27 protein-coding genes are annotated in these 23,978 nt (G+C 43.5%); 24 read left to right on the top strand and 3 right to left on the bottom strand.

The features are described from left to right. Nucleotide 1: 1 nt before the first annotated feature. The 7 genes from MHB72_RS19480 to MHB72_RS19450 all read left to right on the top strand — a co-directional run bounded on the left by MHB72_RS19480 (nucleotide 2) and on the right by MHB72_RS19450 (nucleotide 7,753). A complete protein-coding gene (locus MHB72_RS19480) occupies nucleotides 2-931 on the top strand; it encodes an NAD-dependent epimerase/dehydratase family protein (protein WP_023856402.1) in 930 nt (309 codons plus the stop codon). Between the two features lie 63 nt (nucleotides 932-994). Beyond that, nucleotides 995-2,449 carry a teichuronic acid biosynthesis protein TuaE gene (tuaE, locus tag MHB72_RS19475; RefSeq protein WP_216919422.1) on the top strand — a complete coding sequence of 485 codons (1,455 nt, stop codon included), beginning with the start codon at nucleotides 995-997 and terminating at the stop codon, nucleotides 2,447-2,449. Nucleotides 2,450-2,490: 41 nt separating this feature from the next. Further along, a complete protein-coding gene (gene tuaF / locus MHB72_RS19470) occupies nucleotides 2,491-3,165 on the top strand; it encodes a teichuronic acid biosynthesis protein TuaF (RefSeq protein ID WP_128822153.1) in 675 nt (224 codons plus the stop codon). Nucleotides 3,166-3,194: 29 nt separating this feature from the next. Further along, complete coding sequence (gene tuaG / locus MHB72_RS19465; RefSeq protein ID WP_106071066.1) at nucleotides 3,195-3,953, top strand: teichuronic acid biosynthesis protein TuaG; 759 nt, start codon at nucleotides 3,195-3,197, stop codon at nucleotides 3,951-3,953. Nucleotides 3,954-3,974: 21 nt separating this feature from the next. Beyond that, complete coding sequence (gene tuaH / locus MHB72_RS19460) at nucleotides 3,975-5,162, top strand: teichuronic acid biosynthesis protein TuaH (RefSeq protein ID WP_224066736.1); 1,188 nt, start codon at nucleotides 3,975-3,977, stop codon at nucleotides 5,160-5,162. Nucleotides 5,163-5,292: 130 nt separating this feature from the next. After that, a complete protein-coding gene (locus MHB72_RS19455) occupies nucleotides 5,293-6,357 on the top strand; it encodes a glycosyltransferase family 4 protein (protein WP_025810697.1) in 1,065 nt (354 codons plus the stop codon). Between the two features lie 130 nt (nucleotides 6,358-6,487). Continuing rightward, nucleotides 6,488-7,753, top strand: coding sequence for a Kelch repeat-containing protein (locus tag MHB72_RS19450; protein ID WP_340903678.1), 1,266 nt, complete (start codon nucleotides 6,488-6,490; stop codon nucleotides 7,751-7,753). 57 nt (nucleotides 7,754-7,810) lie between these two features. On the opposite strand, the gene MHB72_RS19445 is transcribed toward MHB72_RS19450, so the two are convergent. Both MHB72_RS19445 and MHB72_RS19440 read right to left on the bottom strand, forming a co-directional pair. Beyond that, a complete protein-coding gene (locus MHB72_RS19445) occupies nucleotides 7,811-8,887 on the bottom strand; it encodes an LCP family protein (protein WP_144497831.1) in 1,077 nt (358 codons plus the stop codon). Nucleotides 8,888-8,901: 14 nt separating this feature from the next. Further along, nucleotides 8,902-9,540: a YigZ family protein gene (locus tag MHB72_RS19440; protein ID WP_023856394.1), complete on the bottom strand. Its 639-nt coding sequence runs from the start codon at nucleotides 9,538-9,540 to the stop codon at nucleotides 8,902-8,904. Nucleotides 9,541-9,762: 222 nt separating this feature from the next. Here MHB72_RS19440 and MHB72_RS19435 point away from each other — a divergent pair, with 222 nt between their 5' ends. The 15 genes from MHB72_RS19435 to hag all read left to right on the top strand — a co-directional run bounded on the left by MHB72_RS19435 (nucleotide 9,763) and on the right by hag (nucleotide 21,341). After that, a complete protein-coding gene (locus MHB72_RS19435; RefSeq protein ID WP_020453119.1) occupies nucleotides 9,763-10,920 on the top strand; it encodes a sensor histidine kinase in 1,158 nt (385 codons plus the stop codon). A gap of 81 nt (nucleotides 10,921-11,001) precedes the next feature. Next, nucleotides 11,002-11,691 carry a two-component system response regulator DegU gene (degU, locus tag MHB72_RS19430; protein ID WP_003185730.1) on the top strand — a complete coding sequence of 230 codons (690 nt, stop codon included), beginning with the start codon at nucleotides 11,002-11,004 and terminating at the stop codon, nucleotides 11,689-11,691. A gap of 119 nt (nucleotides 11,692-11,810) precedes the next feature. Beyond that, a complete protein-coding gene (locus MHB72_RS19425; protein ID WP_020453118.1) occupies nucleotides 11,811-12,653 on the top strand; it encodes a DegV family protein in 843 nt (280 codons plus the stop codon). A gap of 123 nt (nucleotides 12,654-12,776) precedes the next feature. After that, nucleotides 12,777-14,174, top strand: a complete 1,398-nt coding sequence (locus MHB72_RS19420) for a DEAD/DEAH box helicase (RefSeq protein ID WP_216919424.1) — start codon at nucleotides 12,777-12,779, stop codon at nucleotides 14,172-14,174. Between the two features lie 54 nt (nucleotides 14,175-14,228). After that, the gene (locus tag MHB72_RS19415; RefSeq protein ID WP_216919426.1) at nucleotides 14,229-14,513 is read left to right on the top strand and encodes a late competence development ComFB family protein; all 285 of its coding nucleotides are present in this window, start codon (nucleotides 14,229-14,231) and stop codon (nucleotides 14,511-14,513) included. Then, nucleotides 14,470-15,207, top strand: a complete 738-nt coding sequence (locus MHB72_RS19410; RefSeq protein ID WP_026580174.1) for a ComF family protein — start codon at nucleotides 14,470-14,472, stop codon at nucleotides 15,205-15,207. The genes MHB72_RS19415 and MHB72_RS19410 overlap by 44 nt, the downstream gene beginning before the upstream one ends. A gap of 58 nt (nucleotides 15,208-15,265) precedes the next feature. After that, nucleotides 15,266-15,685 carry a TIGR03826 family flagellar region protein gene (locus MHB72_RS19405; RefSeq protein ID WP_020453114.1) on the top strand — a complete coding sequence of 140 codons (420 nt, stop codon included), beginning with the start codon at nucleotides 15,266-15,268 and terminating at the stop codon, nucleotides 15,683-15,685. Between the two features lie 79 nt (nucleotides 15,686-15,764). After that, nucleotides 15,765-16,031 (top strand): flagellar biosynthesis anti-sigma factor FlgM, encoded by a 267-nt coding sequence (gene flgM, locus MHB72_RS19400; RefSeq protein ID WP_003185713.1) that lies wholly within the window; start codon nucleotides 15,765-15,767, stop codon nucleotides 16,029-16,031. An 18-nt stretch (nucleotides 16,032-16,049) separates the two neighbouring features. Further along, nucleotides 16,050-16,526 (top strand): flagellar protein FlgN, encoded by a 477-nt coding sequence (locus MHB72_RS19395; protein ID WP_025810700.1) that lies wholly within the window; start codon nucleotides 16,050-16,052, stop codon nucleotides 16,524-16,526. A 15-nt stretch (nucleotides 16,527-16,541) separates the two neighbouring features. Next, a complete protein-coding gene (gene flgK / locus MHB72_RS19390) occupies nucleotides 16,542-18,065 on the top strand; it encodes a flagellar hook-associated protein FlgK (protein ID WP_026580173.1) in 1,524 nt (507 codons plus the stop codon). A 10-nt stretch (nucleotides 18,066-18,075) separates the two neighbouring features. Further along, nucleotides 18,076-18,987, top strand: coding sequence for a flagellar hook-associated protein FlgL (flgL, locus tag MHB72_RS19385; protein WP_216919428.1), 912 nt, complete (start codon nucleotides 18,076-18,078; stop codon nucleotides 18,985-18,987). Nucleotides 18,988-19,037: 50 nt separating this feature from the next. Next, nucleotides 19,038-19,604, top strand: coding sequence for a DUF6470 family protein (locus MHB72_RS19380; RefSeq protein ID WP_025810702.1), 567 nt, complete (start codon nucleotides 19,038-19,040; stop codon nucleotides 19,602-19,604). Between the two features lie 21 nt (nucleotides 19,605-19,625). After that, nucleotides 19,626-20,057: a flagellar assembly protein FliW gene (gene fliW, locus MHB72_RS19375; RefSeq protein ID WP_025810703.1), complete on the top strand. Its 432-nt coding sequence runs from the start codon at nucleotides 19,626-19,628 to the stop codon at nucleotides 20,055-20,057. Further along, nucleotides 20,051-20,275, top strand: a complete 225-nt coding sequence (csrA, locus tag MHB72_RS19370; protein WP_003185697.1) for a carbon storage regulator CsrA — start codon at nucleotides 20,051-20,053, stop codon at nucleotides 20,273-20,275. The genes fliW and csrA overlap by 7 nt, the downstream gene beginning before the upstream one ends. A 133-nt stretch (nucleotides 20,276-20,408) precedes the next feature. After that, nucleotides 20,409-21,341, top strand: a complete 933-nt coding sequence (gene hag, locus MHB72_RS19365; protein WP_025810704.1) for a flagellin Hag — start codon at nucleotides 20,409-20,411, stop codon at nucleotides 21,339-21,341. Nucleotides 21,342-21,470: 129 nt separating this feature from the next. Here hag and MHB72_RS19360 read toward each other — a convergent pair whose 3' ends face one another. Beyond that, nucleotides 21,471-21,854 (bottom strand): hypothetical protein, encoded by a 384-nt coding sequence (locus tag MHB72_RS19360; protein ID WP_026580170.1) that lies wholly within the window; start codon nucleotides 21,852-21,854, stop codon nucleotides 21,471-21,473. 271 nt (nucleotides 21,855-22,125) lie between these two features. Here MHB72_RS19360 and flaG point away from each other — a divergent pair, with 271 nt between their 5' ends. Together flaG and MHB72_RS19350 are read left to right on the top strand one after the other, a co-directional pair. Beyond that, nucleotides 22,126-22,467 carry a flagellar protein FlaG gene (gene flaG / locus MHB72_RS19355; protein ID WP_216919430.1) on the top strand — a complete coding sequence of 114 codons (342 nt, stop codon included), beginning with the start codon at nucleotides 22,126-22,128 and terminating at the stop codon, nucleotides 22,465-22,467. Between the two features lie 19 nt (nucleotides 22,468-22,486). Beyond that, complete coding sequence (locus MHB72_RS19350) at nucleotides 22,487-23,968, top strand: flagellar hook-associated protein 2 (protein ID WP_216919432.1); 1,482 nt, start codon at nucleotides 22,487-22,489, stop codon at nucleotides 23,966-23,968. The last annotated feature ends 10 nt before the right edge of the window (nucleotides 23,969-23,978 follow it).

Raw genomic sequence — 23,978 nt, 5'->3', positions numbered from 1 at the left:
AATGGAAAAAGTACTAGTGACAGGTGGATGCGGATTCATCGGCTCGCATATCGCTGAACAGCTTCTGAAAGAAAATTACCGGGTTTCAATTCTTGACAATTTAACTACGGGACACCGCTCCAACATCGAAGGTCTCGCGGTTGACTTTTATGAGCAGGATATAACAAAGCCGGAAGTCATCGACGTCATCAAAAGCATTGATCCCGATTATATTATTCATTTAGCTGCACAAGTAAGCGTGGCGGAGTCTGTCAGCGATTTTTTAAATGATGAAAACATCAATATCAGGGGATCGCTCCATATCATTAAGGCAGCGGGTGAATGCAGCGTGAAAAAGATCGTCTTTGCATCATCAGCAGCTGTTTATGGAGATCCTGAATATCTGCCTGTCGACACCCGTCATAAAACAAATCCAGGCTCACCCTACGGGCTGACGAAGCTTACGGTAGAGAACTATTTAAAGCTGGCCTATGATTTGTATGGAACCGAGTATTGCATTTTGCGGTACAGCAATGTATACGGGCCGCGCCAGGACGCAAAAGGAGAGGGCGGCGTCGTATCGATTTTCTCCGATTTGCTGACAAGCGGCAAGGCTCCGGTGATTTTTGGAGACGGAGAACAATCGCGCGATTTTATATATGTCGGTGATGTGGCTTCCGCCAACGTCAAGGCGCTCAGAGCTCAATCAAACGTTTGTTTAAACGTTTCGAACGGCTTTTCGATCACGGTCAATGAGCTGTTTGCAGAGATGAAAAAAGCGACGAACTCGGCGCTGTCTCCGATTTATCAAGATGAAAGGCCGGGGGATATCCGCCACAGCACACTGAGTAATGAAGAAACAAAGAAAATTTTAAACTGGGAACCAAAAATGCCGCTCGCTGAAGGACTGGAAAAGACCATTTCATATTATAAAAAAGAAATGAATACGTAAATCACTGGCTGCTGGCTGATGTCGGCAGCCCTTTTCCAGAAAGAAGCGGAAGGAGGGGGCAAAATGAGTCTCAAACGTTTCGCGGTCAATGTTTTGGTTTGGCTCGCCGCATTGACCGCAGGGTTAGCATTCGTTGTATTGGCCCAGTCCAATGCAAAAAAAGTCTTGTTAGCATGTCTGATTTTGATTGCGCTGACTTTGATCATTGTGCTCCGGAAGTATTTGTCTTCCGAGCAATTGCTGATGCCCGTATTATATCTGCTCATCGCTGCAACTTTTGCCAACAATGCTTTTTTTACGATTAAATTAGGCTTTTTCAGCCTGTTTCCATATCGAATTCTTCTGATTCTGGCAGGATTCTTATTCATAGCGGAAATGTTGAAAGGCAGCCAGCACCTTGAAAAGTGGAAGCAGGTGCATGTTAAAGGCATTCTGATGTTTTTCACGTTTTGGTTCTGCTATGGAATGATTTCGCTGCTTTGGGTCAAGTCTGCTACTGAGGGCGTAAAATATCTGTTCCTATTGGCAATGGGAATGTTTTTTGTTTTTCTGATTGTTATGTTTTTTCAAAAAATGGATCGAATTCTCGCGTTTTATTACATATGGTTGGTCATGACCGTATTTTTAATGGTCATCGGGTTTTACAACCACTTTACATTAAACCACCTGCCGAGCTCGACCCTTTATAACGGGCCGCACTATAAACAGCACTATCCGACATCCGTCTTTTTCAATCAGAATGACTTTGCGACATTTCTATCCATCAGCTTTTTCTTTTATTTATCTTTTTTCAAAAACATTAAAAACAGCTACTTAAAAATAGCGGGGCTGCTCCTTGCGTTCTGTTCGGCCTACTTGATTTTCCTGACAGGATCAAGAGCCAGCATCCTGGGAATTATAGCCGGACTTGCCGTTTATGCGTTTATTTTGCTGCCGAAGGTGCTTAAAAAATGGGCGCTCATCGCCGCAGCTGCAGGATGTATCGCTTTTGTCACACTGTTTGCAGGAAAGATCACCGGAGCTTTTTATACATACTTTTTGGCTCCGCAAACTACACACGATTTCAGCGAGCCGCTGCCATCCAATGTCGCCAGGGCAAACTTGTTGAAAAACGCCGGGCATTATGTGCTGGATACCTACGGATTCGGCGTTGGCGCCGGCAATGTACCTTATTATTTGGAACATCACGCATTGTTCGATACAGACCGGGTCGTGGAGGTTCATAACTGGCTCGTAGAGATCATGACGAATTTTGGAGTTGTGATGATGCTCGGTTATTTAACGATGTACATTTATTTAATAACCGTGCTTTACCGGTATTATAAAAGATCGCTTGGAAAGCGGTACAAGCTTCTCATTGAAGGTTTGACAGCCGCGCTCGTCGCCTTCCTTGTATCAAGCATCAGTCCGAGTTCCGTCTCGAATCTATATTTCCATTGGGTGTTTCTCGCCCTTGTGATTGCGACGGTTAATACCTTTAGAGTCAGCGGAACGGATGAAACCGAACAGTATAGGTGATTTTTGAAAATCGAATTTAAAAACAGGGAGAAATTCATGTGATGAATTTAATCAAACGTATTGCTGGTAGAGTGAAAAAGTTTATTGTGGCGATTATTGCGCTTCCTCTTATTCTTGGTCTTGTCGGCTATTTTATGCCGAAGGGGAGCGTTGCTCCGTCCGATTACACGGCTACTGTAACGATATCAACCGGGAACTATGGAGAAGCGAAGTACAACAATGCAAAGCAGGTGCCGCTGCTGTTGAAAAACGAAGCCTTTTTAAAGGACATTTTCCCGGATATGCCGGAAGAGGATCTGGCGCAGTTGAAAGACGATCTGGCGATTGAAATCAGAACGGATTCACTTTTTAACTTAAGTTATACAGGGCCTGACAAACAGAAAACATTGGATACTTTAGGAAAAGTTAAAGATGCCTATATGAAAGGCGATAAGGCGCTGTTTTCAAAAAGGGAAGAAGTCATCGAAAAGAATATAAAGGCGCTTGAAGGCGAAACAGTCAGCGCTGATTCCAAAGTTGATAAACAGCGGTTTTTGTATGAACTTGAAACAAGCAAGCTTGATATGAAGGCTGCTGAAGAAATTGAGCCCTTGATCGTGCTGGATAACCAGGCTGCCGGCATGTCGCCTAAAAAAAGAGCGGTATTAGGCGTACTGATCGGTTTAGCGCTGTCGTTTTTTATCATTGTCGTTCCGGAAGTATTCAGAGAACGTTAAATTTTTAATTGGGGATGTGGATCAGGACCATGACGAGGCAAAAACCTTTAATCTCTGTCATTACGCCTTCCTATAACGCGGAGGAATTTATCGAAAAAACCATTCAGTCCGTCTTAAATCAGACGTTTTCCGACTGGGAAATGATCATTGCCGATGATTGCTCAACAGATGGGACAAGAGACATTTTGAAGCGCTATGAAGAAGATGATGAACGGATCCATGCCATTTTTCTGAAAGAAAATCAAGGCGCTGCAGCGGCTCGAAATGCAGCGCTCAGCAAAGCCGAAGGGCGCTATGTCGCCTTTTTGGACAGCGATGATGTGTGGAAAGCAGAAAAGCTGGATAAGCAGCTTGCCTTTATGAGGAAGCATCAGCACGCTTTCACATTTACGGCATACGAGCTGATCAGCCAAGACGGCGAACCGCTTCATAAAACCATTCATGCACCCGTCAGCCTTACATATGATGATGTATTAAAAAATACGATTATCGGCTGTTTGACGGTAATGATTGACAGAGAGCAAACGGGTGATATCCGGATGCCGAATATCAGAACCCGTCAGGATTTGGCGACATGGCTGTCCGTATTAAAGCGGGGGTTCAAGGCATACGGACTGAACGAACCACTCGCCGAATACCGCATCGTTGAAACATCGATCTCCAGTAATAAATGGAAGGCAGCGCGAAAAACCTGGTATGTGTACAGGGAAATCGAACGCCTTCACTTGATGAAAGCGACATGGTGCTTTTTCCATTACGCTAAGAACGCAGTAAAGAAAAGATTATAACGGCATTGACAGAAAAGGTGATTGAAAGTGAAAGCAGATCAAATCATACACGTCATAGTAGCAACAGGTGAATGGGGGCAGGATCAGCTAAGATACAGAAGGCACCGCCTTGCTGAGTTTTTGGCCGGCCGCAAGGAGACGAAGGAAGTCATTTGGGTCTGTCCGTCTGAAAATCCTTCCCGAGAGACATTTACATTGCTTGACAACGGAATCAAGCAATTTGCAGTCAAAGATTTCTTGAAAAAGAAAATATTCAGGTTTGCCCGCTACAAGGATGTTTTCTATCAAAGCAAGCTGGAGCCGCTGCTTGACCGGCTGAAAGAAGACGTTCAGGGGGAAAAGGTGTGCTTATGGTACACATTCCCCGGTTTTCCGATGCTGTCCTCACTTTATCAATGGGATCAGGTCTTCTATGACTGCAGTGACCTGTGGGCGGCACCGATCAGCGGAAAAAAAAGCCTTGTCTCAGGATTCAGGCAAAAGGTCATTTCTGAAGCCGAAGGCAGAATCATCAATGCAGCCGATATGATTTTTTGCACTTCCGAATATTTGAACCAAAACATAGCTGACCGGCTTCAAGGAGAAACAAAGCCGGTTTTTACAATCGAAAATGGTGTCGAATACAGCTTGTTTGCGGAAAATAAGCAAAAAGCCGATGTATTGAACGGAAGGGAAGGCACCGTCCTCGGCTTTATCGGCGGAATTAAGCCAAAGCTCGATTTTAAGCTCATCAAAGAAGCTGCCAAAACCAAAAAAGAGTGGACGTTTTTATTTGTCGGTCCTGACGGGACAAACGGAGACGAAGATTTTAAAGCGCTTCTTGAAGAAGAAAATGTCATTTGGACGGGGCCCGCTGCGCCGTCGGAAGTACCGGCTTATATGAATGTAGTGGATATCGGGATCATGCCGTATAAACCGTCGCCATATAATAATGCGGTATTCCCTTTAAAGCTGTTTGAATTTTTAGCTGCCGGAAAGCCTGTCGCCGGTATGAACCTTCCTTCAACAAAAAAGGTTGAACAGGAACACGTTTACCGTCATCTAACAGGAAACGACCCCGTTGAATTTACAGCGCTGTGTGAAGAGCTGGAGCTTGCGCATGAAGATGTCTCCCATGTGGAACTGCGCAGAAAGATCGCACATGAAAGAGACTGGCATCATTTATTTTTATCGATGCTTGATAAATTGAACTTGAATAAAGATGCATAATTTGCGGCGGGGGATATTAATTCGTGATGTTTCTTTTGGCTGGAGCTTGTTATAATAAATAATGAAATTGTATAATGAAAAGGTATGATCTTTAATACGACCAGACTTCATTTAAAAAGGAGACTTCCTTATGTCTTATGAACGCACTATACTTGCGTTTTTTGTCTCTCTCATTACTGTTTTAATTATTACTCCGCTTGTCAAACGTCTAGCAATCAAATCCGGGGTCGTGGATCAGCCGGATAAACGAAAGATACATGATAAAGTAATGCCGAGAATGGGCGGTTTAGCCATTTTTATAGGAGTATTGACCGGTTCGCTTGCCGGAGGCCTTTATGAAAACAGAATAACAGCAATTACACTCGGTGCTTTTATGATTGTCATTTTGGGCATTGTAGATGACAAACACAATTTAAGCGCGAGAATTAAATTTATCGTTCAAATATTAGTAGCCTGCATCATCGTCAGTACAGGCTTAAAAATGGAATTTTTATCGATTCCATTTTGGGATCTTCGCTTTGATTTGGGGTGGCTCGCATACCCTCTGACGATTTTATGGATCGTCGGGATCACCAATGCTATCAACTTAATCGACGGATTGGACGGACTGGCTGCGGGTATATCCGTCATCGGCCTTTCGACGATTGCCGTCATGGCTTTTTCTGCCGATAAAATCTTGATCTTCTCTCTGTCGCTGGTTGTCATCGGAAGCACGATCGGCTTTCTGTTCTATAACTTCCACCCGGCGAAAATTTTTATGGGAGACACGGGCTCGCTCTTCTTGGGCTATGTGATCTCGGTTCTGTCGCTTCTCGGACTGTATAAAAGCGTGACCCTGTTCAGCGTCGTCATTCCAATCATTATATTAGGAGTGCCGATATTTGACACGACATTCGCGATCATCAGGCGGATTTTAAACAAACAGCCGATTTCGGCGCCCGACAAATCGCATATTCACCACAGGCTAATGGCCTTTGGACTGTCCCATCGGAAAGCCGTCATCGTCATTTATTTAATTGGCATCGTCTTCAGCCTGAGCGCCATTCTTTTAAAAACCGCGACGCTCTGGGTGTCCATCTTCATCATCTTCGGCTTAATCCTGTTCATGCAGATCATCGCAGAAGTGACAGGCCTTGTAAATGAGCAGTACAAGCCCTTTACGAAGTTTTACAGGCGGATGGTGAAGAGGAATTGAGAAAAGACCTGATTTCATTCATTTTTGAAATCAGGTCTTTTTGTCTTTTAAATACAAGCTAATGTTAAATATCCATCTGATTAGACGATAAAGGAAATGGTGGAATATTTTATTATAAGGAGTGTTTTTTGTGAAAAAGCTGTTCTTTATGTTTGTAATTCTGTTTTCAGCTGTTTTGTCGCCGTTTGGAAGTGCGTCAGCAGAGGAAAACAGCGGGAAGAGCTGGGTAAGTAAAGCTGATTTACCGGAGGTCAGAAGCGCAGCGGCTACTGCTGTTGTTGATGGAAAGATTTATGTGATTGGAGGATTCGGATCTGAAAATATAGCGACTAACACAACATATGTTTATGATCCTAAAACAAATGAGTGGACGCAAAAAAAGGATATGCCTACCAAAAGAGCAGGTGCTGCAGTGGCAGTTGTGGATCATAAAATATATGTGATTGGTGGTAATACATATAACACCAGCAATTATGCAAACACTGAAAAAGTTGAAATTTATGATTATAAAACTGACACTTGGGAAAGTGGGGTTGATGCCCCAGTAAAAAGTTATTTATCTACAGCGGCTGTTATAGATAATACGATTCACTTATTTACTCAACAAGAGCCAAGTATGCCTACGCATTTTGCGTATAACACAGCAACAAAGAAGTGGGAAACAAAATATCGTCAACCTAGAAATAATTCAGGTGCAGCAGCTGCTACTGTCAACGGAAAAATATATTATATAGGTGGGGGAACGCATAACAGTGGTTCGGGTATTTCAGGTTTTATCTATGAATATGATCCAAAAACAGACAATTGGGTTAAGAAGAGTAACTTAAAAAGTCTGGCCACTTATGTATCATCTGCAGTGGTAGGAAACAAAATTTATATTGCAGGCGGAGCTATAGGCAAAAATTCTGTTACTTCTAAGGTCCAAGTATATGATCCAAAAAGTGATACAGTAGAGGAAATTCAAAATCTTCAATATAAACGGGCAGGTGCAGCAACAGTTGCTGTTGGAAATGATTTATATGCAATAGGTGGAAGTGAAAGTGTAAACCTTAAATTATTGCATACTTCTAAATTTAGGTCTGTTGAAATGCTGTCACTAGATTCAAAGAATCCGAATGACGACAACCAAGGCAAAACAGATGACAAAGACCAATCAGAAGAAGGAGACGCGCTGCTTGTTATTACGATGGTAAACGGCCTTCAAAAGGAGTATCAGCTTTCAATGAAAGAAGTGAATGCTTTTTTGAGTTGGTACAAGCAGAGAGATGCCGGTGAGGGTCCAGGTTTTTATGAAATTGATGAACATGATAATAATAAAGGACCATTTGAGAGCAAAAAGGATTATGTCGTCTTTAATAATATTTTGATGTTTGAAGTCAATAAATATAAGAAATAATTTTAATAACTAAAAAACCTCTTGGAAACTGTCATCAGTTTTCAAGAGGTTTTTTCATTAAGAAGAAGCAGCAGACGATTCAGCTGAGCTGTCTGTCCCGTCAGCGGTTGCGGAAGATTCAGACGATGTTCCGCTTGAATCAGCGGTTGAGTCTGGATACAAGTGATGGGTCAATTCATTTTGCACGTTTGCAAGGTTTTGCTGGTCAGGCTCAAAGTAGTAAACATCAGCGATCGTAAGATCTTTTCCTGTGATGTTTAATGTTTTTATATCATCACCAGCAAAGCCGCTGTAGATTTGCTGAAGCGCCAGAGCCTGTGTGATTTTGAAGTTTGTCTGAATGTTTTTGCTTGCTTTTTGGGCTATTTTATCAATTTTAGCGAGGTTTTGCGGTTTTGAGATTTGATCAAGAACGGCTTTTAAGATTTGCTTTTGTCTGTCGTTTCTCCCGAAGTCTCCCCGCTTATCCTGTTTTCTCATCCTTGCGTAGGCAAGAGCTTCCTCTCCATTTAGATGCATGTTCCCTTTTTTAAAATAGATTCTCTTGGATTTGGAGACATCGCTTTTTTCGCTGAAATCAAACGGGACGTCAATATCGATTCCGCCGATTTCATCGATGACATCTTTGAACCCGTCAAAATCGACTGTGGCATAGTAATCGATCGGGATTCCGAGGAAGTCCTCTACCGTCTCGATTGTTTCATCCTTGCCGCCTTTTGCATAGGCCGCATTTATTTTTGTTTTTGTGCCGGTTGTGTCACTGGCCAAATGCACCCTTGTGTCCCTCGGAATGCTCAGCATTTTCATCGACTTCTTTTTAGGATCGAGCGTCACGACAATCAGGGAATCCGTCCGTCCGTGCTCGCCGTTTGTCGAATAATCTTCAACACCCATAAAAAGAATCGAAAACGGCTTTTTTTGAATATTAACGACATCGTCCCTGAGCTTTGACTTCTCTCCGCGCTCAAGCTCATCATAAGTGCCGTCAGCAGCGGAAATCGTGTTAATAATTTTATATATGCCCACTCCGCCGACTACGAGAAGTGCGAGCAGCATAAGGACTATAAACCGTTTAATCAGCTTTCTCTTTTTATTCTTTTTTTTTCGCACTTTCACTTTAATACGCTCAGCCATATAATAATTCTCCTTTAATTGTTAAAAGCTTCTTCCAAATAAACTTGAATGCCTTCTCTATTCTCACTCTTGCCATTTGTTAATTCGGTTATCCATTCCGTAAATGCCTGTTTTTCACTTTCCTTCACATACGTTTCAAATTCGACATCGTCGGCATAATGAATGTCTTTTATTTGATAAGGGGACTCGCGAAGCTCGTTTTCAAGCTTGCCGAGCCATGTATAGTTCACTGTCGTGTGCATCACCCGCATCAGCTTTCGTTCGACAACGCCGACATGGTTCAGCCCCTCTGACACGGATTTTCCATAAGCCCGTATCAGCCCTCCAGCGCCGAGTTTAATACCGCCGAAATACCTCGTCACAACGGCGCACGTATCTTTAAGGTTGCGTTTCTTCAAAACTTCAAGCATCGGAACTCCAGCTGTCCCGCTCGGTTCTCCGTCATCATTCGCTTTTTGAATTTGATCATTTTCTCCTATGACGTAAGCCGAGCAATTATGCGTCGCATTCCAATGCTGCTTTTTTATGTGATTGATAAAGTTCTGTGCTTCTTCTTCAGTACTGACGCGGCTTAAGTGACATATAAACCGGGATTTTTCAATCACGATTTCATGGGTCCCTTCACCTGCAACAGTGAGATAACTTTGCAGCATGCCTGCTTACCTCCTGACAAGCCATGCGGCTGTTCTCCTAAAAATCGAACAGACTTAGAATTTTGGCGCGTATTTTGTTATGATTAAATAGAAATGGATCGGTAACCATAAAAAGACCAAAAAACCAGAATACGCATTCTTTCATTATAATTCGACACGAATTTCAGTTCAATGAAATTTATGATAAAAGTAAATGACAATGCTGTTACGGAGGGAAAATGGGTGAGTGTTTCCAAAATGGACTCCAAAGTTTTAGATTCAATCATTATGAAGATGTTAAAAACGGTTGATGGGAGCAAGGATGAGGTCTTTCAAATCGGAGAGCAGTCCCGTCAGCAATATGAAGGCTTGGTAGAAGAGCTGAAGCAGATTAAACAGCAGGTCAACGAAGTCATCGATCTTGGAGACAGGCTGGAAGTGCATGCCCGCCATGCGCGAAACCGCTTGTCTGAGGTCAGCAGAAACTTTCATAAATTCAGTGAAGAAGAGATTCGCGAAGCTTATGAAAAAGCCCACAAACTGCAGGTTGAACTGACGATGATCCAGCAGCGTGAAAAGCAGCTGAGAGAGAAGCGTGATGATCTGGAACGGCGCCTTTTGGGGCTTCAGGAAATCATCGAGCGTTCAGAAGGGCTTGTCAGCCAGATTACCGTCGTCTTAAACTATTTAAATCAGGATCTGCGCCAGGTTGGCGTTCTCCTAGAAGATGCGCAGGCCAAACAGGATTTCGGACTGCGGATCATCGAAGCCCAAGAGGAAGAAAGAAAAAGGGTCTCAAGGGAAATCCACGACGGCCCTGCGCAAATGCTGGCCAACGTCATGATGAGATCTGAGCTGATCGAACGCATCTTCAGAGACAAAGGAACAGAAGAAGGCTTTCAGGAAATTAGAAACCTCCGGCAAAACGTAAGAAATGCTCTTTATGAAGTCAGAAGAATCATTTATGATTTAAGACCGATGGCTTTAGATGATTTGGGATTGATACCGACGCTCAGAAAATACTTGAACACGATCGAAGATTATCATGGAAAAGCAAAGATCCATTTCCAATGCATCGGAGAATCCGAAGATAGAAGAATAGCACCGCGGTTTGAGGTTGCACTTTTCCGGCTTGCACAGGAAGCAGTGACAAACGCCTTAAAACACTCCGAATCAACTGAGATTCATGTTAAAGTAGAAGTGACAAAAGATTTTGTGACGTTGATTATCAAAGACAATGGAAACGGCTTTGACTTAAAAGAAGTTAAAGGCAAGAAGAACAAATCTTTCGGTCTGCTAGGTATGAAAGAAAGAGTCGATTTGCTCGAAGGTTCAATGACAATCGATTCGAAAATAGGTCTTGGGACATTTATTTTGATTAAAGTTCCGCTGTCTTTGTAAAGATAATTGTAAAATAGAGACAAAAGACATATTGACCATAAAAGCGGTGTGTTTAACAATGAGAATGGGGAGGCGTAGCTTGTGACTAAAGTAAATATTGTAATTATTGACGATCATCAGTTATTCCGTGAAGGTGTCAAACGGATTTTGGATTTCGAACCTACCTTTGAGGTAGTGGCCGAAGGAGACGACGGAGATGAAGCGGCTCGCATTGTCGAGCACTACCATCCTGATGTGGTAATCATGGATATTAATATGCCGAATGTAAACGGCGTAGAAGCGACAAAACAACTGGTCGACTTGTATCCGGAATCAAAGGTTATTATTTTATCTATCCATGACGATGAAAACTATGTTACACATGCATTAAAAACAGGAGCCCGCGGCTATCTGCTGAAAGAAATGGATGCCGACACGCTGATCGAAGCCGTGAAAGTTGTGGCTGAAGGCGGATCTTATCTGCATCCTAAGGTTACTCATAATCTTGTGAATGAATTCCGCCGTCTTGCAACAAGCGGTGTATCATCTCACGCTCAACATGAAGTGTATCCGGAAATCCGGAGACCTCTTCACATTCTTACCAGAAGGGAATGCGAGGTTCTGCAGATGCTGGCGGACGGAAAAAGCAACCGCGGAATCGGCGAATCATTATTTATCAGTGAAAAAACGGTTAAAAACCATGTCAGCAACATCCTTCAAAAAATGAATGTAAACGACAGAACGCAGGCTGTCGTTGTAGCCATTAAAAATGGCTGGGTAGAAATGAGATAAAGGTGGACTTGCCATAAGGCAGGTCTTTTCTTTTAGCAGAAAATCAAACTTTATAATGAAAAAAGCTGCTTTTTCTTTTAGAATAGAAAAGAGTATCTTTCATAAGGAAGGTTTATTTCATGAAAACAGCAGTAGTAACAGACAGTACGGCATATATACCTAAAGACCTGCGTGAGCGCTACAATATTTATATGATACCTCTCAATGTGATCTTTGGAGAGACTTCATACAGGGAAGAAATCGATATGAGCTGGAAGGACTATTACAAAGAAGTAAAAGCTCACGAAAATCTCCCGACGACTTCCCAGCCCGCATACGGCGAGCTGATTTCTCTCTATGAAAAACTCGGGGAAACATATGATGCGGTCATCAGCATCCACCTTTCCAGCGGCATCAGCGGAACATTCAACAGCGCTGTATCAGCACGCGGTATGCTTGAAGGAATTAAAGTGTATCCGTTTGATTCAGAAATCAGCTGCATGGCTCAAGGTTTTTATGCGATCGAAGCGGCTGAGATGGCGGAAAAAGGAGCGGCTCCGGAAGAAATCATTCGCCACTTGGATCATATGAAAACCTCAATGAGGGCTTATTTTATGGTTGACGACCTTTCGCATTTGCAAAGGGGAGGACGCCTGAGCGGCGCCCAGGCTTTTGTCGGAAGCCTTTTAAAAGTAAAGCCGATTTTGCATTTTGAGAACAAGCTGATCGTTCCCTTCGAAAAAATCCGGACGAGAAAAAAAGCGATGAACCGTTTATTTGAGCTTTTTGGCGAAGATGCCGAAAAAGGAAAGCCGTTGAGAGCGGTTGTGATTCATGCCAACCGTGAAGAAGAAGCCGATCAAATAATCGAAGAATTGTCGCAGCAATACGCACATGTCGAATTTTATAAAAGCTATTTCGGGCCTGTGATCGGCACCCACCTTGGTGAAGGAGCAATGGGTATCGCCTGGTATACAGTATAAAAGCCAATCTCCGTTTTGCAAAACGGAGATTTTTTCTTTTTCTACGGTTTTTGAGGGAGATTTTTAGATTTTGACTGTTTTACAAGAAAACATGGATGATAGATACTGAATGGCAGATTGGAGGTGATTCACATCGAACATCCGGCATCCTATTCCTGTGAATTGCGGTCATGTTTGGAGCAGCGCCACCTTCTGAAAAGCGAACTTCCTTTTCCGGAACCTGTCATTGATTGGCATATCCAAGAAGAAGGCCTGATAAAAACGGAGGAAGGCATTAAAAAAACGAAGAGAGGCTTTGTTTGCTTGAGGTGCGGCCAGCACGAGCGCTTCTGTTTCGCTCGATATCCTTGCTATAGGTGCAATAAATGCTGCGTGTACTGCCGAGCCTGTGTCATGATGGGCAGGGTGAGCGAGTGTACGTCTCTGTTGACTTGGCGTGGACATGGCAGACATGAATGGGCGCCTGTTTACACGGAGTGGAAAGGCGTACTTTCAGCCGGTCAGGAAAAAGCGGCAAAATCTATTATCGATGCTATACGCAGGAAAGAAGAGCTGTTGATCTGGGCGGTTTGCGGATCGGGAAAAACGGAACTTCTTTTTCAAGGGATCGAATTCGCGCTGAACAACGGTTTGAGAGTATGTATCGCCACTCCGAGAACAGACGTTGTGCTTGAGCTTGAACCGCGGTTTCGCCACGCCTTTCCCGGGATGGAAATCGCCGCTTTATACGGAGGAAGCCCAGACGTTGGAACTCTCTCGCCGCTTGTCATTTCAACTACCCACCAGCTGCTCCGCTATAAAGAAGCATTTGACGTGATCATCATAGATGAAGTGGATGCTTTTCCGTATTCTATTGATAATACGCTGCAATACGCTGTTAAAAAATCGGCAAAACGGCAAAGCGCACATATCTATTTAACCGCCACGCCTTCTAGAGATATGAAGAAAAGGGCTGAGAGCGGAAAGCTGCACACCGTCCGTATTCCCGCAAGATTCCACCGCAGCCCGCTGCCTGAACCTACATTGATTTGGTGCGGAAATTGGGAAAGGGGTTTGAAACGAAGAAAAGTTCCTTTACGCCTCAAAAAATGGCTTTTTAAGCACCAGGAACTGCAGCATCCGGTTTTTCTGTTTGTTCCCTCTATCCCTGTTCTTAAAACCGTGGTCAGTCTGCTGAAAAAGGAAACATTTCGCGCAGAAGGAGTCTATGCCGAAGACCCTGAGAGAAATGAAAAAGTGAACCGGTTTAGGAAAAGTAAGCTTGAGGTGCTCGTGACGACAACGATTTTGGAAAGAGGTGTAACCGTCAAAAAAGCACAGGTTGGAGTATTGGGGGCAGAGTCGGCTGTTTTTTCGGAAAGCGCTCTTGTCCAAATGGCCGGCAGAGCCGGCAGGCATCCCGAGCACACAGATGGAGACGTCTGTTTCTTTCATCACGGCAGGACAAAGTCGATGAATGCGGCACGACGTCATATTCAATATATGAATAAACTGTCTAAAAAGGAAATGTTGATTGACTAGTCTGATATTCATGGTAAAGTATACCTATGAATATAAAATGAGGAGCGGTGCCGGATGCTAGTCAATGCTAAAGAGGCTGTTTTGGAAGAGTTGTTTGATCAGTATATCGAACAGCTGCACATGAGCTGTATGTGCAGCAGGTGCAGAGAGGATGTGCTCGCCTTGGCTTTAAATGCAGTAAAACCGCAATATGTAACAGATGAGTCGAAGCTGACTTACATAAAAGCAGAGCTCGTTGACAAACAAAAAAATACATCAATGCTCGTCACCTTGGCTGAAGCTGCCAGAAAGGTGAATGACAACCCGCTTTGCGAAAGCAATCGAAAAGGGAGGAAATGAACTGCATTGTTTAATTTGTGAAGCGCCTCTTTTACATTCTCTTTCATGGCGCGCTTTATTCTTTTTACGATCAGAAGAGAAAATATGCAGGGCATGTAAAGACAATTTTATCAGGATCGAAGGAAGAACGGTGTGCCCTAAGTGCGGGCGCCCCCAAGAGAGCGAAGAACTGTGCGGTGACTGCCTAAAATGGGAAGCTGATCCGTTAACCCGCTCTCTTTTGAGGCAAAACCGCTCTGTCTATATCTACAATACCTTCATGAAAGAAGTCCTTGCCCGTTTTAAGTTCAGAGGTGATGCTGAACTGGTCTTCGCTTTTGCTCCTTTATTTATCAATGCTTTCCACCAATATTACCGCCGCACTCCAGCTGTTTTAGTTCCGATACCACTCAGTGAAGAACGTAAAGCGGAGCGGGGATTCAATCAGGCGGAGAGGCTTGCTTCCTTATTAAAAAAACCCGTTATGCATCCTTTGATCAGAATCGAAAATGAAAAACAATCCAAAAAAAGCAGAAAAGAACGGATCAAGCCCAAAACGGTTTTTAGAACCGAAAAGGGATCGGTAAAGAATCTGGATATCATATTGATCGACGACTTGTATACGACAGGGGCGACCCTTCATCATGCCGCTGCTTGTCTGATGACATCCGGTGAGGCAAAATCTGTATCATCATTTACATTAATTCGAAGCTAAATCATTTTTTTTCACTGCCGATATAAAAGATAGAATTTAAGGATAGGGGTCAAAATTTATGAGTCAATTGGCGAATTGTCCAAGATGTAATGCATTGTTTATGAAAAGCAGTTTTCAAACCGTTTGCGTTTCATGCTTGAAAGAAGAAGAACGTGCGTTTGAAACCGTTTATAAATTTCTGAAAAAACAGGAAAACCGACAGTCTACAATGTTTCAGATCGTAGAAAAAACAGGTGTCGAAGAAGAGTTAATATTGAAGTTCATCAGACAGAAACGCATTCAAATCTCCAATTTTCCGAATCTCGGCTATCCGTGCGAAAGGTGCGGCACACTTATTCGGGAGGGGCGTTATTGCCTGTCATGCGATCAAGATTTAGCATCGCAAATGAGTCAATTAGACCAGCTGGAGCAGCTTGAAAAAGAGAAGAGAAATAGTTCTAAAGGCACGTACTATACCTTTAATCCTAAAAATGACTGATTCCCTAAACTAACTTGAAGCTCAGACGATAAAATGAGTATGATCATAGATAACTATGGCGGAAAGTGAGAGGAATCCCATGAAGATCAACCAATATGGAACACAACCTGTTAATCCTTATCATAAATCATTTGAAAAACAAACAGCTTCTTCACAGGGTGCAGCCCAGCCGGAAGATAAAGTTGAGATTTCTGCGAAAGCAAAGGAGCTGCAAAAAGGTCCTGATTTAATGAAAGAGCGTCAGGAGAAAATTGCCCAGCTGAAAGCAGCCGTGGAGAATGGAACGTACAAAGTGGACGGCAAAGGCATAGCTGAAAAAATGGTCAATTTTTATAAACAGCAATAAAAGGAGGAAGTCAGTTCAGTGAAACGGGTGATTGAAGAGCTGGAGCGCTTATGCGTGCTGCATGAACATCTGCTGTCTCTGTCGGAACAAAAAACGGAGGCGCTGAAGACGAACGAAATAAAGGCACTTTCAGAAATCGTGACGAAAGAACAAAAGTATGTGCAGGCGATTGAACAAACGGAGCAGTCCCGCATTGAAGCAACTAAAAGCTGTATCGGCAGCTCGGACGCGACTATCAGCGCATGTATCAGCAAAGCTGCGGGCGGCGAGAAAAAGGTGCTGGAACAGCTGTATGCCAAGCTCTCACAGCTCGTCATCCGTTTAAAGGATGTGAACGATTTGAACAAGCAGCTGACTTTTCAGTCGCTTCAATTTATCTCGCTTACATTTGATATGCTCCTTCCGAAAGAAGGCGGTTCAAATTACGGAAAAGAGCAGCAGCCAAACCAGACAGGCGGGGCAAAACGGCTTTCTTTATTCGACTCAAAAGCTTAGAACGGAGTGAAAAAGATGACAAACCCAACTTTTTTAGGGCTGGAAATCGCCAAAAGAGGATTGTCCGCGCAGCAATCAGCTCTGAGCGTAACAGCAAACAATATATCCAACGCCAATACCGAAGGGTATTCAAGACAACGTGTTACATTTAAAGCATCAACCCCTTATCCATCCGTATCAAGAGACTCTGTCGGGCTTGCCGGCCAGATGGGTACAGGCGTTGAAATCGGTTCGGTTGAACGGGTTAGAGACAGCTTTCTGGACTATCAATACCGGACGCAGAATACAAAGGCCGGCTATTACAATGCAAAAGTGGACGCTTTTAACCAAATGGAAGGGATTATGAATGAACTGAACGACACCGGATTAAACAAGGTTCTGAATTCATTCTGGAATTCCATTCAGGAATTGACGAATAACGCCCACGAGCCGAGCGCAGCTTCTGTCGTCGGACAAAAAGGGCAGGCGGTCGCCGAGACATTTAACACTCTGTATGAATCGCTGACAACCGTTCAATCAAATTTAGGCGACCAGATTGATCAAAATGTGATGACGATCAACTCGCTTCTGTCACAGCTGAACAGCTTAAACGAGCAAATCGCCAAAGTCGAGCCAAACGGCTATCTCCCGAATGATTTGTACGATAAGCGTGACCAGCTCCTTGATGAGCTGTCTTCAATGGTTAATATCAAAGTCAGCTATACGAAGACTGGCGGCAACCCACTTGCAACCGCTGAAGGCATTGCATCAATAGAAATCCTGGACGAAAACGGCCAGTCTCTGGGCCAGGTTCTTGACGGACCAAACTTCACGACTGAAACGGTCAAAGTAAATTACGACAACGATACAGGCCTTGTGACAGGCGTTTCCCTCGGCGGGACGGACATCGGCATCGATTCGTTTACTAGCAAAGGGTCGCTGCTCGGTTTAATCGAGTCCTTCGGATATATGTCAAACGGTGAAGAAAAAGGTTTATATCCTGAAATGCTCGCAGACCTGGATACGATGGCGCTTGCTTTTGCGAAAGAGTTTAATGCAGTCCATCAAAGCGGGTTTACTTCATCAGGAGAACCGGGAGGCATTTTCTTTGAATTCACCGGGGGAGAGGCTGAGCCTGCAAAGGGAGCTGCCGGCAAAATCAAAGTAGCCGATGAGATCATGAATTCAAAAGGCGATAAAATCGCCGCATCGCTGAATGGTGAAGCGAGTGACAACGCCAACGCGACAAATCTGGCTAATGTCTTCACCAAGAAAATTCAAATCGGTGACAAAACGACGACAGTTTTAGACTATTACGCAGGCATCATCGGTGAAATGGGCGTAAAAGCTCAGGAAACCAACAGGCTGGCCAAAAATACAGAAACGCTTGTAAACACGGCTGAATTGAACAGACAGTCTGTTAGCGCCGTATCATTAGATGAAGAAATGTCGAACATGATCCAATTCCAGCATGCTTATAACGCGGCTGCTAGAATGATTACGCTGCAGGACGAAGTCCTCGATAAGATTATTAACGGCATGGGTGTCGTAGGAAGGTAGGTAGAGATTCATGCGGGTAACCCAAGGGATGATCGCAAAAAATTCTTTGCGCTACATCAATTCAAGCTATGGAAAGCTGGATAAGCTTCAATCCCAGATTTCTTCGGGAAAAAAGATCACAAAAGCATCTGACGACCCAGTTGTCGCAATGAAAAGCCTGAAGTATAATACACAGTTGTCCCAGGTTAAACAATACCAAAGCAATGCCTCGCAAGCTTTTACATGGCTTGAAAATACGGAAACGAACATTACAGAAGGCATTGATATCATGTCGAAAATCAGGGAACTGACTGTTAAGGCTCAAAACAGTACTAACGGCGAGGATGAATTAAATGCGATCGGGGTCGAAATCGGCCAACTGAAGGATCAGCTGATTCAGATCGCTAATACGCAGGTCAACGGCCGCTACCTGTTCAACGGAACGAACTCTGACGTCGCTCCGATCACAAAAAACGCCGACGGTACTTACACATACAATTTTGAAAACTATACAAGCAGCTCTGACGTTCTCATCAATGTTTCGCCAAACGCAACCTTAAATGTAAACTCAAATCCGATTTCGGCTTTCGGCGGACAGTCAGGCAGCGGACAAAATGTGTTTGAAATGATTGAGTCTCTCGAGAACGCCTTAAAAGCGGGAACAATGGAAGGAATGGAAAACGCCCTCTCAGACATTGACCAGTTTTCCAATCAGATGAGTAATGAGCGGTCTGATATCGGAGCGCGCTACAACCGGCTCGAATTGATTAATGCGCGGCTGAGCGAACAGGAAGAGACGGCGACAAAGGTATTGTCAGACAACGAAGATGTTGAGCTTGAAGAAATCATTACTGAATTTATTACACAGCAATCGGTTCATAGAGCTGCACTTGCCATAAATGCGAAAATCGTTCAGCCGACACTGGTTGACTTTTTAAGATAAAAGCGACTCTATCCGAGTTGCTTTTTTTTCAGCAAAAGGAGGATATCATAATGGAGATGCCGAGGCTGATCATGCAAAATATCCCCGGCCGTATCGGTTTAACAACGACGCCGCCGGACTTAAAAATGGAACAGCCGCAAGCCGACTTGAAAATCGAACAGCCGCCGGCCGAACTGGAGATAACAACCACCCCTTCAAAGCTCACGATTGACCAGACAAAAGCTTGGGAAGACTTAGAAAGAAAGCATGTATTTAAAAGGATTGAAGAAGGGGCGCAGCAGGGCTATCAAGATTGGCTCGCCGGAATGGCGCGGACCGCTGAAGAAGGGGACGAAATGATGCGGATCGAAATCGAAGGCAATCCGCTGGCAGACCAGGCGAGGCGGAACAGCGAGCCTGAACCGATTCAAATCGGCGTTCATTTTACGCCGTCATTTGACAGGGTGAAAATCGCATACGAACCGGCTAAAGTGAACATTGAAGCGACGCCGCGCAAGCCTGTTATCGAAGCAACGCCGAATAAACCGGTTGTTAACTATACGCCAGGCAGTGTGAAGGTTGACATGCTCCAATATCCGGAGGTAAAAATAGATGTGGAATACCCAAAACAAAAGTAATTCAGCAAAGGATCGTGAATGATGATCATTAAAACGAAGTATCACGGAGAAACGCAAATTCAAGAAGACCAGACAATCGTGTTTAAAAACGGCCTGCCTGGATTTACAGGGGAGAAGAAGTTCGTCATCCTGCCGCTTTCCGAGGATTCGCCGTTCGTCGTCCTTCAGTCGGTGCAGTCGGAAGAGCTGGCATTCATTGTCGCCAGTCCGTTCGTCTTTTTCAAAAATTATGGCTTTGACCTTGATGAAACGACGGTTGAACTTCTTGAAATCGAATCTGCCGAAGACGTTGAAGTGATGGCGATTTTAACGATCGAAGAGCCATTCGAGAAATCAACGGCCAATTTGATGGCGCCGATTGTGGTGAACCGCAGAAAAATGCTTGCCAAACAAGTGATTTTGCATGACTCTTCTTATCAGACAAAGCAGCCGATAGGAGGGGAAGCATGCTAGTCTTATCCCGCAAGCTCAATGAAGCGATTCAAATCGGAGACGATATTGAAGTGAAAATCATATCCGTTGACGGAGACCAGGTGAAAATCGGCATCGACGCGCCGAAGCATATCGAAATTCACCGCAAGGAAATCTATTTGGCGATCCAGGAAGAAAACAGCCGGGCCGCTTCCATCTCAAACGATTTGCTTGCGAAATTATCCTCACAAAAAAAGTGAGGATTTTTTTATTTTTGCTATAAACAATTTCAAGGCACCTCCGATATAAAATATGTAGCAGGAAGGACAGCCTGAATGCTTCAAACATGCACATGGACGTGCAATCAAACACATTTCAAGGAGGAAATACACAATGAGAATCAACCACAACATTGCGGCGCTTAACACGCTGAACCGTCTGTCAGCAAACAATGGCGCAAGCCAAAAGAACATGGAGAAACTTTCTTCAGGTCTTCGCATCAACCGTGCTGGAGATGACGCAGCAGGTCTTGCAATCTCTGAAAAAATGAGAGGACAAATCCGCGGTCTAGAAATGGCTTCTAAGAACGCTCAAGATGGCATCTCTCTTATCCAAACAGCTGAGGGTGCATTGACTGAAACTCACTCAATCCTTCAACGTGTTCGTGAACTAGTTGTTCAAGCTGGAAACACTGGTACACAACAAACTGAAGATTTAACAGCCATTCAAGATGAAATCAAAGCATTAAAAGACGAAATTGACGGCATCTCAGAACGTACAGAGTTCAACGGTAAAAAATTGTTGGATGGTACTTTCAAAGCACCAGCAGATCCAGCAAACCCAGCACCAACCGATAAATCTTTAGTATTCCAAATTGGTGCTAACGCAAAGCAACAAATTTCTGTTAACATTGAAAAAATGAGCACTGATGCATTAGGAGTTAAAGATCCTGCAGATACTACTGGTCAAACTATGTTAGCTAACCAAACAGTTGGAGATATCAATGTAACTAAATTTGCTGATAACGCAGCTACTGAACCAGATGTTGGTTTCAATGACCAATTAAAAATCGTTGACAGTGCAATCAGCCAAGTATCTGCACAACGTGCAAAACTTGGTGCGGTACAAAACCGTCTAGAGCACACAATCAACAACCTTGGTGCTTCTTCTGAGAACTTAACAGCTGCTGAATCTCGTATCCGTGACGTAGACATGGCTAAAGAAATGAGCGAGTTCACAAAGAACAACATTCTTTCTCAAGCTTCTCAAGCGATGCTTGCTCAAGCGAACCAACAGCCGCAAAACGTTCTTCAGTTGCTTCGTTAATTGCTTAAAAAAGATCTTGGCTTTTGCCAAGGTCTTTTTTATTGCAACATCAACTAAGATCCTTTTTTGTAAGACTAGAAAAGAGACACTCAATCATTGACCTTAGAGTGTCTCAATATAGAATGCCTATTAATTAGAGAAATCGCTAATAATAAGTGTTCTTGTACCACTTAGTGCAGAATTCTTCCCTTTTATATAGTAGAGGTGATCTGGATCTGTATAAACTGTCTGAATTTCTTGTTGTAGCGAGTAATCTACACTGGAAGAGGCAACTAATGTATTTCTTCCATCTGGAGTAATTTCATAAAGTGAACAAGTGCCACCGCCTAAACGTGTTGCATTATAAAATCTGCACCGGAAATCCCCCTCCCCAACGCCACGAAAAATATCAGCGCTTTGGCGAACTTCACCAGGGTATACAGCTACTCGAGCCAAAACTGCTGCCTTCGAAGACGAGTAAAAACTAAATGACAATACAAAGGCTAGTGCCAGCGACACAAATATTTTTTTCATGAACAAATCCCCTTTCTTGTAGATATTGTCAGTTCAATTATAACATTATAATAAATAACAAATTTGAATATTTATTGAAAGATATTTTCGTATCCAAAAGGATTTTATAATGGCTATCATAAGGAAGTTCTATCATGGTCTTTATTCTTAAAATATACTGTGAGTGGCTAGTTTCTATCTACCTTAATTAATTTTTTTCCATAAAGATATTTAATCTCATTCGCCCTTAGCCGATATAAGTTTTAGATCATAGCATAGGGGATGGTAAAAATTGTCGATCAATAGATTGTCATCTTTAGAACCCATTATTGATGCTTACAAAACGCAGATGATGAATAAACAGTCTGAAGCTGTGGAACGCCTGCAGCAGACGGACGCTGCAGAATTTACATTTGCTCAGCTTGAAAAAACCGTACAAGGCGCAAACAACCTTTTGGAGCCGTCGCAAGTCCACCTTCAGTTCGTGCTTCACGAAAAATTGGGCGAGTATTATGTGAAAGTCGTGGACAATCGGACAGAGGAAGTCGTCCGTGAGATCCCGCCAAAAGAGTGGCTCGATTTTTATGCAGCAATGGCGGAATGTATGGGGTTAATTGTCGATAAAACTACATAGAACAGGAGTGTTAGATGAAATGGCGATCAGAATATCAGGTTTAGCTTCAGGGATGGATGTAGACGATATTGTCAGCAAATTAATGAAGACGGAGCGCGTCCCGCTTGATAAGCTCACGCAAAAGAAACAGACTTTAGAATGGCAGCGCGACAGCTATCGTGAAATCAATACGAAAATTAAAGATTTGCAGGAATCAATCAACCTTATGCTCCGTCCTAGTACATACGGCGCGAAAAAGGTGACAAGCTCTAATGAGTCGGCTGTTACGGCAACAGGCACCACGAATGCGACATCAGGCACGATCCAAGTCAACAAGCTGGCAACTGCGGCTACCTATAAATCTTCTAGCCTTTCAGGGTATACTGGGAGCGATCAAACGTTAACTTTCCAAGTGACAGCTCCTGGAGAAACGGCTGCGAAAAAGGTTGAAATCAGTGTCAGCAGCACGGATACGCTGGATGACATCGTTTCCAAAATCAACAAATCAAATTTGGGCGTAACCGCTATGAAAGAAAAAATTTATAACGGGTCTGAATATGTGGAAACGATCGCTTTTACATCAAAAGCTACCGGCGCAGGGGGCAGCATACAGGCAGCTGATGATGCGACGGCAAGCTTTATGTCCAATCAGCTCGGTTTTGCGCTTGACGCCGACAACAAGCTGACAGCCAGCCAGGAAGGTCAAAACGCCGAAGTTGTTATCAACGGACTGCAAATTGAAAAAACAACGAACAATTTTACCGTCAGTAATGTGACATATCAGCTGAAAAATACGACGACCAGCCCTGTTTCGCTTGACGTAGCGACCGATGTTGACGGGATTTACGAGAAGATTAAAGACTTCGTTACAAAGTACAATGAACTGATCGATATGGTCAACGGCAAGCTCACGGAAAAGAAATACCGCGACTATACGCCGCTGACAGAAGAACAAAAAGCAGATATGACGGAAAAGCAAATTGAACTGTGGGAAGAAAAAGCGAAAAGCGGATTGTTAAGGGGCGACACGATTTTAAGCGGCGCCACCAATCAAATGAGGACCGATTTTTATTCCAATGTGTCGGTGAACGGCGAATCGCTGCAGCTCACTCAGTTTGGAATTACGACATCGAGCGTTTACAGTCAGCGTGGTCATTTAGAGATAAACGAAAAAAAACTGAAAGAAAAGATCGCAGAGGACCCCGACAGTGTGGCTAATCTCTTTATGGCGGGAACAAGCAGCACTGAAAACTACAATGAAAAAGGTATCATGAGAAGGCTTCAGACTGTTTTGACCGATACGAAGAAGCAGATTGAAGATAAAGCCGGAAATTCAGCAATGACAAACAATCAATTTACAATCGGGAAAAACTTGAATACAGTTGAATCTGACATTTCGTCAATGAACGCCCGCCTGAGACAAGTCGAAAACCGCTACTACACAAAGTTCACTGCAATGGAAAAAGCGATTCAAAAAGCGAACGAACAATCGACATACTTATTACAAATGCTTGGACAATAATTTGGTGGAG

It is taken from the genome of Bacillus sp. FSL K6-1284 (assembly GCF_038002625.1).
Classification (GTDB): domain Bacteria; phylum Bacillota; class Bacilli; order Bacillales; family Bacillaceae; genus Bacillus; species Bacillus paralicheniformis.
The sequence above is the reverse complement of the archived record's forward strand: the minus strand, read 5'-3'. Positions and strand labels throughout refer to the sequence as shown.